This window comes from Nocardioides koreensis (genome assembly GCF_039531775.1).
Lineage (GTDB): Bacteria > Actinomycetota > Actinomycetes > Propionibacteriales > Nocardioidaceae > Nocardioides > Nocardioides koreensis.
On record NZ_BAAAQR010000010.1, the window covers coordinates 123,581 to 139,115 of the forward strand.

At 71.6% G+C, this 15,535-nt stretch carries 13 protein-coding genes; 7 read left to right on the plus strand and 6 right to left on the minus strand.

Annotated elements, in window-relative coordinates:
• The first annotated feature begins 4 nt into the window (after positions 1–4).
• From ABD268_RS16015 to ABD268_RS16030, 4 genes are all read left to right on the plus strand, one after another.
• Positions 5–805: a metallophosphoesterase family protein gene (locus ABD268_RS16015; RefSeq protein ID WP_344154351.1), complete on the plus strand. Its 801-nt coding sequence runs from the start codon at positions 5–7 to the stop codon at positions 803–805.
• Positions 806–813: 8 nt separating this feature from the next.
• A complete protein-coding gene (locus ABD268_RS16020) occupies positions 814–1,485 on the plus strand; it encodes a class I SAM-dependent DNA methyltransferase (RefSeq protein ID WP_344154354.1) in 672 nt (223 codons plus the stop codon).
• 77 nt (positions 1,486–1,562) lie between these two features.
• The gene (locus ABD268_RS16025) at positions 1,563–3,803 is read left to right on the plus strand and encodes an MMPL family transporter (RefSeq protein WP_344154357.1); all 2,241 of its coding nucleotides are present in this window, start codon (positions 1,563–1,565) and stop codon (positions 3,801–3,803) included.
• A gap of 554 nt (positions 3,804–4,357) precedes the next feature.
• Entirely contained in the window at positions 4,358–5,395 is a 1,038-nt protein-coding gene (locus ABD268_RS16030; RefSeq protein WP_344154360.1) for a tyrosine-type recombinase/integrase, read from the plus strand.
• A gap of 48 nt (positions 5,396–5,443) precedes the next feature.
• On the opposite strand, the gene ABD268_RS16035 is transcribed toward ABD268_RS16030, so the two are convergent.
• From ABD268_RS16035 to ABD268_RS16050, 4 genes are all read right to left on the minus strand, one after another.
• Positions 5,444–6,625: a UDP-N-acetylglucosamine--N-acetylmuramyl-(pentapeptide) pyrophosphoryl-undecaprenol N-acetylglucosamine transferase gene (locus ABD268_RS16035; RefSeq protein ID WP_344154363.1), complete on the minus strand. Its 1,182-nt coding sequence runs from the start codon at positions 6,623–6,625 to the stop codon at positions 5,444–5,446.
• 60 nt (positions 6,626–6,685) lie between these two features.
• Positions 6,686–9,013, minus strand: coding sequence for an ATP-binding cassette domain-containing protein (locus tag ABD268_RS16040; RefSeq protein ID WP_344154533.1), 2,328 nt, complete (start codon positions 9,011–9,013; stop codon positions 6,686–6,688).
• 88 nt (positions 9,014–9,101) lie between these two features.
• Entirely contained in the window at positions 9,102–9,512 is a 411-nt protein-coding gene (locus ABD268_RS16045; protein WP_344154366.1) for a VOC family protein, read from the minus strand.
• Between the two features lie 10 nt (positions 9,513–9,522).
• Positions 9,523–9,966, minus strand: a complete 444-nt coding sequence (locus ABD268_RS16050) for a helix-turn-helix transcriptional regulator (protein WP_344154369.1) — start codon at positions 9,964–9,966, stop codon at positions 9,523–9,525.
• Positions 9,967–10,038: 72 nt separating this feature from the next.
• On the opposite strand from ABD268_RS16050, the gene ABD268_RS16055 reads away from it, so the two are divergent.
• Both ABD268_RS16055 and ABD268_RS16060 read left to right on the plus strand, forming a co-directional pair.
• A complete protein-coding gene (locus ABD268_RS16055; RefSeq protein WP_344154372.1) occupies positions 10,039–10,584 on the plus strand; it encodes a GrpB family protein in 546 nt (181 codons plus the stop codon).
• A gap of 226 nt (positions 10,585–10,810) precedes the next feature.
• Positions 10,811–10,975, plus strand: a complete 165-nt coding sequence (locus ABD268_RS16060) for a hypothetical protein (RefSeq protein WP_344154375.1) — start codon at positions 10,811–10,813, stop codon at positions 10,973–10,975.
• Between the two features lie 17 nt (positions 10,976–10,992).
• On the opposite strand, the gene ABD268_RS16065 is transcribed toward ABD268_RS16060, so the two are convergent.
• Positions 10,993–12,741 carry an alkaline phosphatase D family protein gene (locus ABD268_RS16065; protein ID WP_486348106.1) on the minus strand — a complete coding sequence of 583 codons (1,749 nt, stop codon included), beginning with the start codon at positions 12,739–12,741 and terminating at the stop codon, positions 10,993–10,995.
• Between the two features lie 81 nt (positions 12,742–12,822).
• Positions 12,823–13,839, minus strand: coding sequence for a zinc-dependent alcohol dehydrogenase family protein (locus ABD268_RS16070; protein WP_344154381.1), 1,017 nt, complete (start codon positions 13,837–13,839; stop codon positions 12,823–12,825).
• A 114-nt stretch (positions 13,840–13,953) separates the two neighbouring features.
• Between ABD268_RS16070 and ABD268_RS16075 the strand changes: the two genes are divergently transcribed.
• Positions 13,954–15,480 (plus strand): helix-turn-helix domain-containing protein, encoded by a 1,527-nt coding sequence (locus ABD268_RS16075; protein WP_344154383.1) that lies wholly within the window; start codon positions 13,954–13,956, stop codon positions 15,478–15,480.
• The last annotated feature ends 55 nt before the right edge of the window (positions 15,481–15,535 follow it).

The window sequence follows — 15,535 nt, forward strand, 5'->3', positions numbered from 1 at the left end:
CCCCGTGAACCCGGCCCGCACGCTCGACCGCATCGCCCTCATCTCGGACGTCCACGGCAACCTGACGGCGCTCGAGGCGGTGCTCGCGGACATCGACGCGCGCGGCATCACCCGGATCTTCAACCTGGGCGACTACGTCGGCAAGGGTCCGCGCGGTCGTGAGGTCGTCGACCTGTGCCGCGAGCGGTGCGAGGTCAACATCCTCGGGAACTGGGACGACTTCCTCCCCGACCCGGACCGCGTGTTCGACACCGACGCGCTGAAGTGGTGGCTGCACCAGCTCGGCCCGGGGCAGGGGGAGTGGCTCCGGTCGCTGCCGTTCTGCCACGACTTCGTGATGAGCGGGCGCCGGATCCGGCTCTTCCACGCCTCGCAGGAGACCGTGCACCGCCGGGTGCGGTTCGACCACGACGAGGCCGAGTTCCTCGGGCTGTTCACCAACACCGCCGCGACCGGCGACGGGCCGGTGCCGTCGGTGGTGGGCTACGCCGACACCCACGACCCCTACTACGAGACCGACCGGGAACGCCGCACCGTGTTCAACACCGGCAGTGTCGGCAATTGCATGGGTGACCCCACACCCGTCTACGTCATCCTCGAGGGCGTCATGGACGGCGAGGCCGAGGCGCCGTTCTCGATCCAGTTCGTGCGGGTGCCCTACGACTGGGAGGCCGAGCTCGAGGTCGCCGCCGCGATGGGGATGCCGGAGCTGGAGGGCTACACCGTCGAGATCCGCGACGGGGTCTACCGCGGGAACCTGAAGGCGGGGGAGAGCCCCGACTACCACCGAAGCCCGGCGGTGTGAGTCCCCGGATGACGGAGCCGCAGGACGTCATCGACACCCGGACGTCGTACGCCGCCTTCGCGACCGAGTACACCGAGCACGTGCGGCACGAGCTCGACCGTTTCCCGCTCGCGAGAGCACTGCTCGCACACTTCGCCGAGCTGGTGCACGCCGACGGCGGGGGACCGGTGGCCGACCTCGGCTGCGGACCCGGGCGCGTCGCCGCACACCTGGCCGGCCTCGGGCTCGACGTCCTCGGGATCGACCTCACGCCGAGGATGGTCGAGATCGCGCGACGCGAGCACCCGTCGCTCCGGTTCGAGGTCGGCACCATGGCGGCGCTGGAGCTGCCGGACGACGGACTGGCGGGTGCCTTGGCGTGGTACTCGATCATCCACACGCCGCATGCCCGGCTTCCGGTGGTCTTCGCGGAGCTCCATCGGGTGCTGGTGCCCGGTGGACACCTGCTGCTCGCCTTCCAGGTGGGTGACGAGCCGGTGCGCCCAGCCGAGATGGCGGGGCACCCCGTGACCCTGACGTTCCACCGCCACCAGGTCGACGCCGTGGCCGAGCTGGCACGGGGCGCCGGCCTGGAGGTCGTCGTGCGCACTCGTCAGGAGCGGCAGGAGCACGAGCCCACCGCGCAGGGCTTCGTGCTGGCACGCAAGCCGGTCCGACCGGGCGTCGCCACGGTGCCGTAGCCCGTTCGCGCTATCGACAGGCGCGCCGGACCGGCGTACCACGGAAGTGAAGAGCCCCGGACGGACGGGGGAAGCTCATGCGTTCATCGGCGGTACAACGGCTCTCGGTCCTGTGTGCTCGGCACCCGTGGCGCACGCTCGCGGCCTGGCTGGTCGTGCTGTGCCTAGCGGTCGCTGCCTCGGCGGCACTGCTCGGATCCGCGCTGACCACCGAGGGCGGGATCAAGAGCGAGCCGGAGTCCTTGAAGGGGCAGAACCTGCTCGACGACCGTTTCCCGGCACGGGACGAGGTGAGCGAGCTGGTGGTCGTGCGGTCGGAGACCGGCAGCACGAACGACCCGGGCTTCCAGGAGTCGGTGGCCCGCCTGCGCGGCGACATCGCCGCCGCGGAAGGGGTCCAGGACGTGGGCAACCCCTTCGACGGGCGGGCGAAGGGCCTGGTGTCCGCGGACGGCAGCGCGGTGCTGGTGCCGGTGGTGATGAACGACGACGACGGGGCCGATCCGACGGCAGGCATCGTCGACGTGGTGGATGCGGTCGAGCGGGCCGACGACGAGGCGGGCGTCGCGGCGACGATCACGGGACAGTGGACCCTGGGCTACGACTTCACCGTGGTCTCGCAGCACGACCTGGAGAAGGGCGAGATGCAGTTCGGGCTGCCGGCCGCCCTGGTGGTGCTGCTCCTGGTGTTCGGAGCCGTGGTCGCCGCGTTCGTGCCGCTGACGATGGCGGTGGCCTCGATCATCGTGGCGGTGGGCGTCGCAGCAGTCGTCGGGCAGGCCGCCGACCTGTCCTTCTTCATCGTCAACATGGTGATCGCGATGGGGCTCGCCCTGGGCATCGACTACTCCCTGTTCATCACCTCCCGCTTCCGCGAGGAGCGCCACGCCGGCCTGACGAAGATGGAGGCGATCGCGGTCTCCGGGGCCACGGCCAGCAAGGCGGTGCTCTTCTCCGGGATGTCCTTCGTCGTGGCCCTGCTCGGGATGCTGCTCGTGCCGGACACGGTCCTGCGCAGTCTTGCCTTCGGCGCGGTCGTGGTCGGCCTCGTCACCGTGGCGGCGGCACTGACCCTGCTGCCGGCGACGCTGTCGCTGATGGGGGACCGCATCGAGCGCGGACGGATCCCGTTCCTGCCGGCGCAGCACGGCGGCGAGAGCCCCTTCTGGGGGCGCGTCGTGCGTGCCGTCACCCGGCGCCCGGCGTTGACGGTGATCGCGACCAGCAGCGTGCTGGTGGCCCTGGCGCTGCCCGTGCTCGGACTGCAGACCGGGTCCGCGGGACTCACCACGCTGCCCGACGACACGCTCACCCAGCGCGGCTTCGTCGCCCTGAACACCTACTTCCCGCAGGGGTCCCGCACCAGCCCGGCACAGGTCGTGGTCGACGGTGCGGCCACGCCGCAGGTGACCGCGGCCGTCGAGCGGCTGCGCGACCTGGTGGCCACCGACGACGCCTTCGGCCCGTCCACGGTCACCACGGCGCCCGGGGACGACCTGACGCTGGTCGAGGTGGCGCTGGCGGGGGACCCGGCCGGAGCCCGGGCGACCGCGGCGATCACGCGGCTGCGCAGCGACTACGTCCCGCGGGCCTTCGACGGGGTCGACGCCGGCGTCTACGTGACGGGGGAGACCGCGTTGAACGTGGACTACGCGCACCTGATCGACACCTGGCTGCCGATCGTGATCACGTTCGTGCTCACCCTGAGCTTCCTGCTGCTCCTGCTGGTCTTCCGCTCCATCGTCCTGCCGTTGAAGGCGGTGGTCCTGAACCTGCTCTCGGTGGGCGCCGCCTACGGGCTGATGGTGCTGGTCTTCCAGGAGGGGATCGGGGCCGACCTGCTCGGGCTGCAGCAGATCGACCGGGTGGAGCCCTGGGTGCCGGTCTTCCTGTTCTCGGTGCTGTTCGCCCTGTCGATGGACTACCACGTCTTCCTGCTGACCCGGATCAAGGAGCGGTACCTGGCCACGGGGCACACCGTGGACGCCGTCGCCCACGGCGTCGGCGCGACCGGGCGGATCATCACCGGCGCCGCGCTGATCATCGTGGTGGTGTTCGTGGGTTTCGCCTCCGGCGACCTGGTCGGCTTCCAGCAGATGGGTTTCGGGGTCGCGGTGGCGTTGCTGATCGACGCCACGGTGATCCGGACGGTGCTGGTGCCGGCGAGCATGGTGCTGCTCGGCCGGTGGAACTGGTACCTGCCCGGCTGGCTCGAGTGGTTGCCCGAGCTGCACGTCGAGGGTGGTGCCGAGGGCGAGGCGGAGCGCGAGGTGACGAGGGAACCCGCGAGGACAACCGGAGGAGGGCGTGGTGAATGACAACGATGTAGGGCCCGGGGAGGGGTGGTCCCGCCACGATCTGCACGGTAGTTGACATAATGTCGGTTATCGGCGACATTGCCAGGACTGGATCTCAGAGTGGAAAGCGGCGGCGATCCCGAATTCTGCGGTCCTGCATCACGCCCCGGTCACCAGCGTCTGCCCACCGACGCCCGAGTCGCTGGCTCGAGCCGCAGGCTCACCACGACGTCACGTTCAGCACGACGACGCACGACGACGACACACACGTCGGCGACGACGAACCATTGACGTGGCCGGGTCGACGTTTCCTTGGGCTGTACGGCGTCGTCCGGCGGCGCCTGGGCGCCAGCTGCCCACCGCAACGGGCCGCGCTCCCCGGCACATCATGGGGGTCGGCCACGTGGTGCAGACGGCAAATTCGACCTGTGAGGCCCACGGCTGCACGACCCGGGCTCCTCCGCTCTCCATGGATAACTGCTGGATACCGGCGATTATGCAGCAAATGACACCGGTGTGATTCGGGCTGGGGGTGGTCACGGTTAGCGTCCCGCCCCGTGAAGGGTGACTTGTTGGTGCGCGAAGCCGTCGACGGATGGTTCCTGGCGCGGGCGCCGCGCAAGGACTCCCCGCACACGCGGGCGGCGTACACCCGGGACCTCCAGGCGATCATCGCCGCCGCCGCGACCCACCTCGGCCGGCCCGCCGCCGAGCTGCGCCTCGGCGACCTGACCCTGTCGGTGCTGCGGCACGCCTTCGGCACCTGGTCCGAGGGCCGGGCGGCGGCCAGCGTCCGGCGGGCGCACTCCACCTGGAGCGGCTTCTTCGAGCACCTCGTCTCCGAGGAGCACCTCGACGGCTCCCCCATGCCCGGCGTCGGCAAGCCGCGTTCACCGCAACGCCTGCCCAAGCCGTTCGCCGAGGACGACGCCGCCCGCATCGTGCGGACGCTCACCGACGCAGCGGTACGCCGCCGGCAGCCGTGGCCCGAGCTCGACGCCGCGGTCGTGCTGACCGCGATGGTGACGGGTGTGCGGTCCGCCGAGCTGCTCGCGGTCGACGTCGGCGACGTCACCCGCACTCCCGGCAACGAACGGATCAAGGTGCTCGGCAAGGGTGATGCCGAGCGCGCGATCCCGATCGAGCAGGTGCTGCTCGGCATCCTGGCCACCTACCTCGACAGCCGCCGCGCCCGGTTCCCCGGCACCGCGCGGCAACGCGGCGTCACGGGCGGGGACGATCCCTGGGCATGGTGGCGGCCCACCGACCCGCTGTTCGTCGACCGGACCGGCCAGCGGATGCGCACCGGCGCGCTGCAGTACCTCGTCGAGCTCGTCTACCGCGACGCCGGGGTCAACGCTGCCCGGGCCCGCGGTGCGCTGGTGCACGCGCTGCGGCACACGGCCGCGACCCGGCTGGTCGAGCGGGGCGCGACCGCGGTCGAGCTGATGGACTTCCTGGGCCACCGGTCCCTGGCCACCTCCCAGGGCTACCTGGCGTCGACGGCCTCCGGCGTGCGCGCGGCGGCAGCGCGCTCCCCCGTCTACGGGCTCCTGGCGGCTCCCGACCACGGCAGCGAGGAGCCGGCCGCTCCTGAGCCGGGCTCCTCCTGAACGTGGGGTCTTCGGCGCACCTGGCGTGCGCCAACGCCTCCACAGTGCTCACCGGCCGGCGGCAGCTCCGGCCGCCTCGATGAGGACGTCGACCAGGCGCTGTGCGGCGTCGGGCCGCCCGTGAGCGCCGGCAGCCCGGGCCATGGCCTGACGCCGCTCCCCGCTGCCGAGCAGCGGGCCGAGTGCGGACTCCAGCTGCGCCGATGAGACCTCACCCTCCAGGACGGCTGCCGCACCGACGTCGCGGAGCCGGCGCGCGTTGTGCGCCTGCTCGTCGCCCGCCGACGAGGCGAGCGGGACCAGCACGGACGCCCTGCCGAGCGCTGTCAGCTCCGCGATCGTGCCGGCCCCGCTGCGGGACACCACGAGGTCGGCCAGCGCCAGGACGTCGGGCAACGCATCAGTGAGGAAGCCGAGGGCGCGGTACCGGGCCGCGAGGTGCGCGGGCAGGCCTGCGGCTCGCTCGGCCAGTGCGTCGACGTCGCTCGCCCCGCACTGGTGGATGACGTTCGCGCGGTCCAGCAGCCACGGCAGGGACTCGGAGACGAGGCGATTGATCTGGACGGCTCCCTGCGCCCCGCCCGTCACGTACACGACCGGTTTGCCCGGGTCGAACGCGTGCAGCCCGAGCGCGGCGATGGCCCGGGACGGCTCGCCGGCCAGCAGCTCCGGCCGGATCGGGTTGCCGGTGACCACGGTCCGCTCCCGGACCCTGGGGGGCAACAGGTCCAGGGTCGAGGACTCGGAGACCGCGACGCGTGCGGCACCGCGGACGAGGACCCGGTTCGCGAGCCCGAGGCGCACCGTCTGCTCGTGGACCACCAGGGGCAGGCGCAGCTGCCGGGCGGCGAGTCCGATCGGCACCGCGGCGTACCCGCCGGTCGACAGGACCACGTCAGGCCGGAAGTGGCGGACGACCGACCTGGCCTGGACGACCCCACGCGCGACCCGCGCCATGTCCCCGGCGTTCCGGGCGGTCAGCATGCCCCACCGGGTCCGCGCCCGACGCACCTTGCCGGTGGCGAGCGGCTGGAAGGCGATCCCCGCCGACGCCGCGACCGTGGCCTCGAGCCCGTCGGGATCCCCGGCCCAGAGGACCCGCGTGGCGACGCCGTATGCCGCGAGCCGGGCCGTGAGCGCAGGCACGATGGTCAGGGCCGGGTAGGTGTGGCCGCCGGTTCCGCCCCCGGTGACCAGGAGACGGAGCTCCGCAGGGTGCTGGCTCGACATCACGAGGACCCTAGGCCCTGTCGGGTGCCGCCGGGCGGGCGCCACGCTCGGGGGTCGCAGTCACCCCCCGACGTACGCCGCCAGGTGCTGGCCGGTGAGTGTCGAACGCGCCGCGACGAGGTCGGCGGGCGTGCCCTCGAAGACGATCCGGCCGCCGTCGTGGCCGGCGCCCGGGCCCAGGTCGATGATCCAGTCCGCGTGCGCCATGACCGCCTGGTGGTGCTCGATGACGATGACCGACTTGCCGGAGTCCACGAGCCGGTCCAGCAGGCCGAGCAGGTTCTCGACGTCGGCGAGGTGCAGGCCGGTGGTCGGCTCGTCGAGGACGTAGACACCGCCCTTCTCCCCCAGGTGCGTGGCCAGCTTGATCCGCTGCCGCTCGCCGCCGGACAGCGTGGTGAGCGGCTGGCCCAGGCTGACATAACCGAGCCCCACGTCCGCGAGCCGCTGGAGGATCCGGTGCGCGGCCGGGACGGCCGCCTCGCCGCCGGCGAAGAACTCCACGGCCTCCGCCACGGGCATCGCGAGCACCTCGCTGATGTCCTTGCCGCCAAGCCGGTGCTCGAGCACGTCGGCCTGGAACCGCTTCCCGTCGCACACCTCGCAGGGGGCAGCGACGCCGGCCATCATCGCGAGGTCGGTGTAGATGACCCCGGCCCCGTTGCAGTTGGGGCAGGCGCCCTCGGAGTTGGCGCTGAACAGCGCCGGCTTCACGCCGTTCTCCTTGGCGAACGCCTTGCGGATCGGGTCGAGCAGCCCGGTGTACGTCGCGGGGTTGCTGCGGCGCGAGCCGCGGATCGTCCCCTGGTCGACCGTCACGACCCCGTCCCGGCCCGCCACCGAGCCCTGGACCAGGGAGCTCTTGCCCGAGCCGGCCACGCCGGTCAGCACCACGAGCACGCCGAGCGGGATGTCCACGTCGACGCCCCGGAGGTTGTGCCGGTCGGCCCCGCGCACCTCCAGGACACTGCGGGAGCTCCGGGTCCCGCTCTTGAGCCGGGCCCGGTCGTCGAGGTGCCGTCCGGTGATCGTGTCGCTGGCTCGCAGGCCCTCGACCCGGCCCTCGAAGCAGATGGTGCCGCCCGCCGCGCCGGCGCCGGGGCCGAGGTCGACGACGTGGTCGGCGATCGCGATCGTCTCCGGCTTGTGCTCCACGACGAGCACGGTGTTGCCCTTGTCGCGCAGCTGCAGCAGCAGCTCGTTCATCCGCTGGATGTCGTGCGGGTGCAGCCCGATCGTCGGCTCGTCGAAGACGTAGGTGACGTCGGTGAGCGAGGACCCGAGATGGCGGATCATCTTGGTGCGCTGGGCCTCGCCGCCGGACAGGGTGCCGGCCGGCCGGTCGAGCGAGAGGTAGCCCAGGCCGATGTCGACGAACGAGTCGAGGGTCTCCCCCAGTGCCTCGAGCAGTGGCGCGACCGACGGCTCCTCGAGCGCGCGGACCCAACCGGCCAGGTCGCTGATCTGCATCGCGCAGAGGTCGGCGATGTTCCGGTCCCCGATCCTCGACGACCGGGCCTCCTTGCTCAGCCGGGTGCCCTCGCAGTCGGGGCAGGTGGTGAAGGTGATCGCCCGGTCCACGAAGGCCCGGATGTGCGGCTGCATCGACTCCCGGTCCTTGGCCAGGAACGACTTCCGGATCGCCGGGATCAGCCCGGCGTACGTCAGGTTGATCCCGTCGACCTTGATCTTGGTCGGCTCCTTGTGCAGGAGGGCGTCGAGCTCCTTCCTGGTGTACTTGCTGATCGGCTTGTCGGGGTCGAAATACCCGCAGCCCCGGTAGATGCGGCCGTACCAGCCCTCCATGCTGTAGCCGGGGATCGTGAGCGCGCCCTCGTTGAGCGACAGGCTGTCGTCGTACAGCGCCGAGAGGTCGAAGTCGGAGACCGAGCCCCGGCCCTCGCAGCGCGGGCACATGCCGCCGAGGATGCTGAAGCTTCGCCGCTCCTTCGTCGTGCGCCCACCCTTCTCGAGGGTGACCGCGCCGGCGCCACTGATCGAGGCGACGTTGAAGGAGAACGCCTGCGGCGGGCCGATGTGCGGCTGCCCGAGCCGGCTGAAGAGGATGCGCAGCATCGCGTAGGCGTCGGTGGCGGTCCCGACGGTGGAGCGCGGGTCGGTGCCCATCCGCTCCTGGTCGACGATGATCGCGGTCGTCAGGCCGTCCAGCACGTCGACCTCGGGCCGGGCCAGCGTGGGCATGAACCCCTGCACGAACGCGCTGTAGGTCTCGTTGATCAGCCGCTGCGACTCCGCTGCGATGGTGCCGAACACCAGGGAGCTCTTGCCCGAGCCCGAGACACCGGTGAACGCCGTCAGTCGCCGCTTGGGGATCTCGACGTGGACGTCCCTGAGGTTGTTGACCCGGGCGCCGTGGACGCGGATCAGGTCATGGCTGTCCGCCGCGCGAGACGCCGCCGACGTGCCGCCGCTCGTGGCCGTGCCGTTCGCGTCCCTGCCCGGGTGAGGCCGCACCTCAGCGCAGCTCCTGGATGCGGACCAGGTTCCCGGCCGGGTCGCGGAACGCGCAGTCGCGGATGCCGTAGGGCTGGTCGACCGGCTCCTGGACGACCTCGGCGTCGCCGGCCTGCACGCGCTCGAAGGTGTCGTCGAGGTCCTTGGTGGCCAGCAGGATCCAGCCGTAGGTGCCCTTGGCCATCATCTCGGCGATGGTGCGGCGCTCGTCGTCGGTGATGCCGGGGTCGACGGCCGGCGGCGCGAGCAGGAGGGACGTGTCGGGCTGGTCCGCGGGGCCGAGCGTGATCCACCGCATGGTGCCGCTGCCGACGTCGGTGCGGACCTCGAAGCCGAGGGTGTCGCGGTAGAACGCGACGGAGGCGTCCGGGTCGACGTGCGGGAGAACGGTCGTGTGAATGGTGATGTCCATGACGGCCACGCTAGGTGCGGCTCCGGCTCGTCGCTTCTCGATTCCTGACCGGTCTGGTCACCTGCTTCGCCACGCACGCCGGCACCCCTGCGGTCGCCCGTGCCGCCTCGGCGCGGTAGGTGCTCGGCGGCATGCCGACAAGCTCGGTGAAGCGGGTGCTGAAGGTGCCCAGCGAGGCACAGCCCACCGCGAAGCAGACCTCGGTGACGCTGAGGTCGCCACGACGCAGCAACGCCATCGCGCGCTCGATGCGGCGTGTCATCAGGTAGCTGTACGGCGACTCGCCGTAGGCGAGCCGGAACTGGCGGCTGAGGTGCCCGGCCGACATGTGTACGCCGCGGGCGAGCGCCTCGACGTCGAGCGGCTCGGCGTACTCCCGGTCGATCCGGTCGCGGACTCGCCGCAGCAGCGCGAGGTCCCGTAGCCGCTGCGCCGGGACAGGACTGCTGGTCACACCCGGATGGTACGTCGCGGGGTGGCCGCCGCGCCGCGTCACGGACCGCGCGGTCTGCGAGGATCACGCCCCGTGACGATCGTGGTGGTGCCGTACTCCGACGACTGGCCGCAGCAGTTCGAACGCGTCGCCGCGGACCTGAGGCGAGCCGTCGCCGGGCTGCCGGGCGCCGTCGTGGAGCACGTGGGCTCGACCTCCGTGCCCGGGCTCGCCGCCAAGCCGGTCCTCGACATCGACGTCATCGTCGCTCCCGACGACGTGCCCGCCGCCGTGCGTGCCGTCGGGGGCCTCGGGTACGCGCACCGGGGCGATCTCGGGGTGCCCGGGCGCGAAGCCTTCCGCGCGCCGGACGAGGGGCCTCCGCGCCACGTGTACGTCTGCGCCGCGGGCACGCTGCACGTGCGCAACCACCTGGCGGTGCGTGACGTGCTGCGCCGGCGGCGGGACCTCCGGGACGAGTACGCCGCGGTCAAGCTGGCCCTCGCCGCGGATCCCGGCATGGACATCGACACCTACATCGCGCGGAAGTCGGGGGTGCTGCAGGAGGTGCTCGCCGAGTCCGACCTCACCAACGCCGAGAAGCGGGAGATCCTCGAGCTCAACGAACCGCCCGTCTGAGGCAGTGGGGACTGGGTCGAACGCCCGTCCCACCATGGTCCGAACGGGTCATTCTGCTCCCCCACCTGCGGCATGTGCGGCGTGTTCGCGCCCCGGCGCCAGAGGCCGTCCCTATGGTCGAAGCGACGAGTGGGGGTCGAGGTCCGGGGCGTCGAGCAGACGCCGGAGGGCCGACTCGCCCGCGCGTCCTGGGGGACCGACGATCGCGCGAGGGCAGGTAAGAGCCATGTGGGACACCGCTGAGAGCCAGGGGCACACGAGCGTGCACCTGTCGCACGACATGCCGTGCCCGCAGTGCGGGCACGCCCTCCACACCTACCTCGCGTGTGGGGACGCCTGCGACTGCGAACCGGTCACGATGCCCGGGCTGGTCGCGATGGCGCGCGCCTGAGCGTCACACCGCGACTATCAGCCGTCGATCTCCACCGTGGCGACCCGGCGCAGCACCGGCCGGTCCTGGCGTCCGTCGACGACCTCGCCGGCCGTCCACCACATCCGGATCCCGGCCGGACGCAGCTCCAGGACCGCCAAGTTGTTGTCGTACCAGGGCCCGTGGGTGACCTCCCAGGCCAGCGGCGGCCGTGGCACCCGGCCGGCCCGCGACAGGCCCCGCCCCACGACACCCAGCGAGCGCCGGGCAGCACCGGCCGTGACCGCGTGCATGAACCGCGGCAGCGGGTTCCGGATGGGTGAGCACACCGCCTGCAGGATCCGGCTCGCCACCTGTCGACGCTCGTGCGGGTCGGGGCCGGCCTCCGCGACGTAGCTGTGGTGCACGTCGCCGGAGAGGTAGGTGATCGTCGAGGGCGCCCTGCCCCGGTTGCCGGCGGCCACGTCGAGGGTAAGCTCGGCGACCCGCCGGAACCCCTGCTCGAACGCCGCCCAGTGCTCGAGGTCCGCGGCCTGGCGCACCACCTCGCCGAACCGGGCCACGGTCTTCCCCCAGGCCCCCTGGGCGATGGCCTCGCTGAAGGCCTCGGCGTGGTGCAGCCCCGGTGCCATCAGGAACGGCAGCGAGGTGCCGATCAGCAGGTGGTCGAAGCCGCCCTGCATCTGGTCGTCGAGCCAGGACATCTCCTCCTCGTCCAGGATGGAGCGGGCGTCGGGCCTGAGCACCCGCGCGGCCCGCGAGTCGACGACGATGAGACGCGCCTGGGTGTCGAAGTCGCGGGCGAAGCTCCAGCGGTAGCTCTCGGGCTCCTGGTCGGCCCGGTCGGCCAGCTCGTCCAGGGCGTCGCTGATGTCGAGCTCGCCGTCGCCGTCGTACGACGCGATCCGCTGCCAGAGCGCGTCCTCGGCGCGTGCCCGGGGCCCGAGGTTCCCGAGGTGCTGGTAGACCCAGTACGACGCGAGGCCGCCGACGATCCGGTCGTGCCACCAGTCGGTGGCCTCCATCTTCCGGCGCCACGACCAGCTGGTGTTCCAGTCGTCGCGGACGTCGTGGTCGTCGAAGATCATCGCGCTCGGCAGCGTCGCGAGCAGCCAGCGGTTGGCCGGGTCGCTCCAGGCGAGCTTGTAGAGGTGGGCGTACTCCTCGTAGTCCTTCAGCTCCTCGCCCGGCGGCTCGTCGAGCGAGCGGCGCGCGGCGATGAACTCCTGCATCGCCTCGCTGGTCTCGTCGGCGTAGACCTGGTCGCCCAGGAACAGCACCAGGTCGGGCCAGCGCTCGTCCTCGTCGGCGGCCCTGTCGGTGAGCCCGGCCATCCGCAGCGCGTAGCTGCGCAGCGCGTCGATCCCGAAGGACTTGTTGCCCGCCTCGTCGTGGCTGACGCTGACGCGGCAGGAGCCGAAGGCCAGGCGCAGGGGCTTGCCGGGCTCCAGCGTGGCGATCACCGACGGCGGGAAGGCCGCGCCCTCCCCCTCGGTCGGCGGCCACACCCGCTGCGCCCCGACGTCCACGGTGTACGGCGTGTGGGTGCCGGGCTCGAGGCCGGTCACCTCGACGAGGGCGTAGTGGTGCCCGTGCACGCCGAAGGTGTGTGCCGTCGCGGTCCGCTCCCCCGCAGCCACCGTCACCCGGGCCGCCTCGGCGGTCTCGACCCAGATGGTGGCGGAGGTGTCGTCGACGTACCGCACGAGCGGTCCCAGGACCAGTGAGCTGCTGATGACGCCCTCCTCGCAAGATCCCGGCGCCGGGGTGTGGCGCCGCGTCCGCAACCTACTCGCTCGGCACCCACGCCGACGAGGGAACGGTCGGCCCCGGGGCCGGGAACGCGCGCGACCCCGGGGCCGGTGCCGTCAGGGCTGGATCAGCACCTTGATGGCCTCGCGCTCGTCCATGGCCCGGTAGCCCTCGGCGACCTGGTCGAGCGGCAGCGTCTTGTCGAAGACCAGGCCCGGGTTGATCGCGCCGTCCTGGACCAGCTTCAGCAGCTCCGGCAGGTACTGGCGCACCGGCGCCATGCCGCCCGCGAGACCGATGTTCTTCTGGAACATGCGGCGGATCGGCAGCTCGACGCCGTGCGGGACCCCGACGAAGCCGACCGTGGAACCGGGGCGCGCGACCGCGAACGCCTGCTGCATCGCGGCGTCGTTCCCGACGCACTCCAGGACCGCGTCGCCGCCCACTCCCCCGGTGATCTCCTTGACCAGCTCGGCGCCCTCCTTGCCACGCTCGGCGACGACGTGGGTCGCGCCGAACTGCCTGGCGATCGCCTGGCGGGGCTCGTGGCGGGACATCGCGATGACCTTCTCGGCGCCCATGGTGGCCGCGGCGAGGACACCGCACAGCCCGACGGCGCCGTCGCCCACGACCACGGCGGTGCCGCCCTCACGCACGCCGGCGGCGACCGCCGCGTGCCAGCCGGTGGCCATCACGTCGGACAGCGTCAGCAGCGACGGGACCAGCGACGCGTCGGGCACCCCGTCGGTCTTGACGAGGCTGCCCTCGGCCTGGGTGACCAGGGCGTACTCGGCCTGACCGCTGACGGTGAAGCCGAGGTTCTCGCAGGCCGCCTGCATGCCGGCACGGCAGTGGGCGCAGGTGTTGTCGCAGTGGTCGAACGGCACGATGACGAAGTCGCCGGGCTTGAACGAGGTCACCTCGGAGCCGACCTCCTCGACCACGCCGACGCACTCGTGCCCGATCGTCGCGCCCGCGTCGATGTCGTTCTCGCCGCGGTACGGCCACAGGTCCGAGCCGCAGATGCAGCCGGCCGTCACCTTGATGACGGCGTCGGTGGGGGCGGTGATCGTGGGTTCGGGGACGTCGGAGACGCGGATGTCACGGGGGGCATGGATGGTCGTTGCACGCATGGGCCCGATCCTTGCACCAGACCGGTGACGTGCTGCATGGTGGTGGATCGACGCGTTCGCGGCCCCCGGCATGGCGATGTTGCGGTATCTCATATATGAGTTACCTTGTTTGGCATGACTGAGGGCTACAAGGGCCGGATCGGCAATCTCATCCGCGACGCACGCAAGCACCGCGGCCTGACCCAGCACCAGCTGGCCGAGCTGCTGGCCACCAGCCAGAGCGCGATCAACCGGATCGAGAAGGGGCACCAGAACCTCTCGCTCGAGATGCTGGCGCGGATCGGTGCCGCGCTCGACTCCGAGATCGTGGCGCTCGGCGCGGGACCCACGCACCTGCGGGTGTCCGGCCCCACGACGCTCTCCGGGAGCATCGACGTCAAGACGTCGAAGAACGCCGGAGTCGCGCTGCTGTGCGCCTCGCTGCTCAACCGCGGACGCACCACGCTGCGCAAGGTCGCGCGCATCGAGGAGGTCAACCGCCTGCTCGAGGTGCTCGGCAGCCTGGGCGTCCACACCAAGTGGCTCAACGACGACAACGACCTGGAGATCATCCCGCCCAAGGACCTCGACCTGGGCAACATCGACGAGGCCGCGGCCCGTCGTACCCGCTCGGTGATCATGTTCCTCGGCCCGCTGCTGCACCGCGCCGACACCTTCGAGCTCCCCTACGCCGGTGGCTGCAACCTCGGCACCCGCACCGTCGAGCCGCACATGTCCGCGCTGAGGCCCTTCGGCCTCGAGGTCAAGGCGACCGACGGCAGCTACCACGCCAACGTCAACCGGGCCATCGAGCCCGGGCGGCCGATCGTGCTGACCGAGCGCGGCGACTCCGTCACCGAGAACGCGCTGATGGCCGCGGCGCTGCACCCGGGCACCACCGTGATCCGCAACGCGTCCTCGAACTACATGGTCCAGGACCTGTGCTTCTTCCTGCGCAAGCTCGGCGTCGAGGTCGAGGGCGTCGGGACGACCACGCTGACGGTCACCGGCCGGTCCACGATCGACGTGGACGTCGACTACGCCCCCAGCGAGGACCCGATCGAGGCGATGTCGCTGCTGGCCGCCGCGATCGTGACCAAGTCCGAGATCACCATCCGCCGGGCGCCCATCGAGTTCCTCGAGCTCGAGCTGGCGCTGCTGGAGGAGATGGGCTTCCAGTACCACCGCTCCGAGGAGTACGCCGCCCGCAACGGCTGCACCCGCCTCGTCGACCTCACCACGAAGCCTTCGGAGCTGCACGCTCCGCTGGACAAGATCCACCCGATGCCCTTCCCGGGGCTCAACATCGACAACCTGCCGTTCTTCGCGGTCATCGCGGCGGTGGCCGAAGGTCAGACCCTGCTGCACGACTGGGTCTACGAGAACCGCGCGATCTACTTCACCGACCTCAACAAGCTCGGCGCCCAGGTCAAGCTGCTGGACCCGCACCGGGTGATGATCGAGGGCCCGACCTCCTTCACCGGCACCGAGATCGTCTGCCCGCCGGCGCTGCGGCCGGCCGTGGTCATCCTGCTGGCCATGCTTGCTGCAAAGGGCACCTCGGTGCTGCGCTCGACGTACGTCATCCACCGTGGCTACGAGGACCTGGCCGAGCGCCTCAACCTGCTCGGCGCCAACATCGAGCCCTTCCGGGACATCTGACCCCGGGAGCGTGGCCAGCGGCCTCGGTGGTCGAGCTTGTCGAGACCACGGGTTG

Excerpts from the sequence above, each read along its gene's own strand:
- ABD268_RS16025 (WP_344154357.1), top strand. The coding sequence starts at position 1,563 with ATGCGTTCATCGGCGGTACAACGGCTCTCGGTCCTGTGTGCTCGGCAC.
- ABD268_RS16060 (WP_344154375.1), top strand. The coding sequence starts at position 10,811 with ATGTGGGACACCGCTGAGAGCCAGGGGCACACGAGCGTGCACCTGTCG.
- ABD268_RS16070 (WP_344154381.1), bottom strand. The coding sequence starts at position 13,839 with ATGCGTGCAACGACCATCCATGCCCCCCGTGACATCCGCGTCTCCGAC.
- ABD268_RS16020 (WP_344154354.1), top strand. The coding sequence starts at position 814 with ATGACGGAGCCGCAGGACGTCATCGACACCCGGACGTCGTACGCCGCC.
- ABD268_RS16035 (WP_344154363.1), bottom strand. The coding sequence starts at position 6,625 with ATGTCGAGCCAGCACCCTGCGGAGCTCCGTCTCCTGGTCACCGGGGGC.
- ABD268_RS16045 (WP_344154366.1), bottom strand. The coding sequence starts at position 9,512 with ATGGACATCACCATTCACACGACCGTTCTCCCGCACGTCGACCCGGAC.
- ABD268_RS16075 (WP_344154383.1), top strand. The coding sequence starts at position 13,954 with ATGACTGAGGGCTACAAGGGCCGGATCGGCAATCTCATCCGCGACGCA.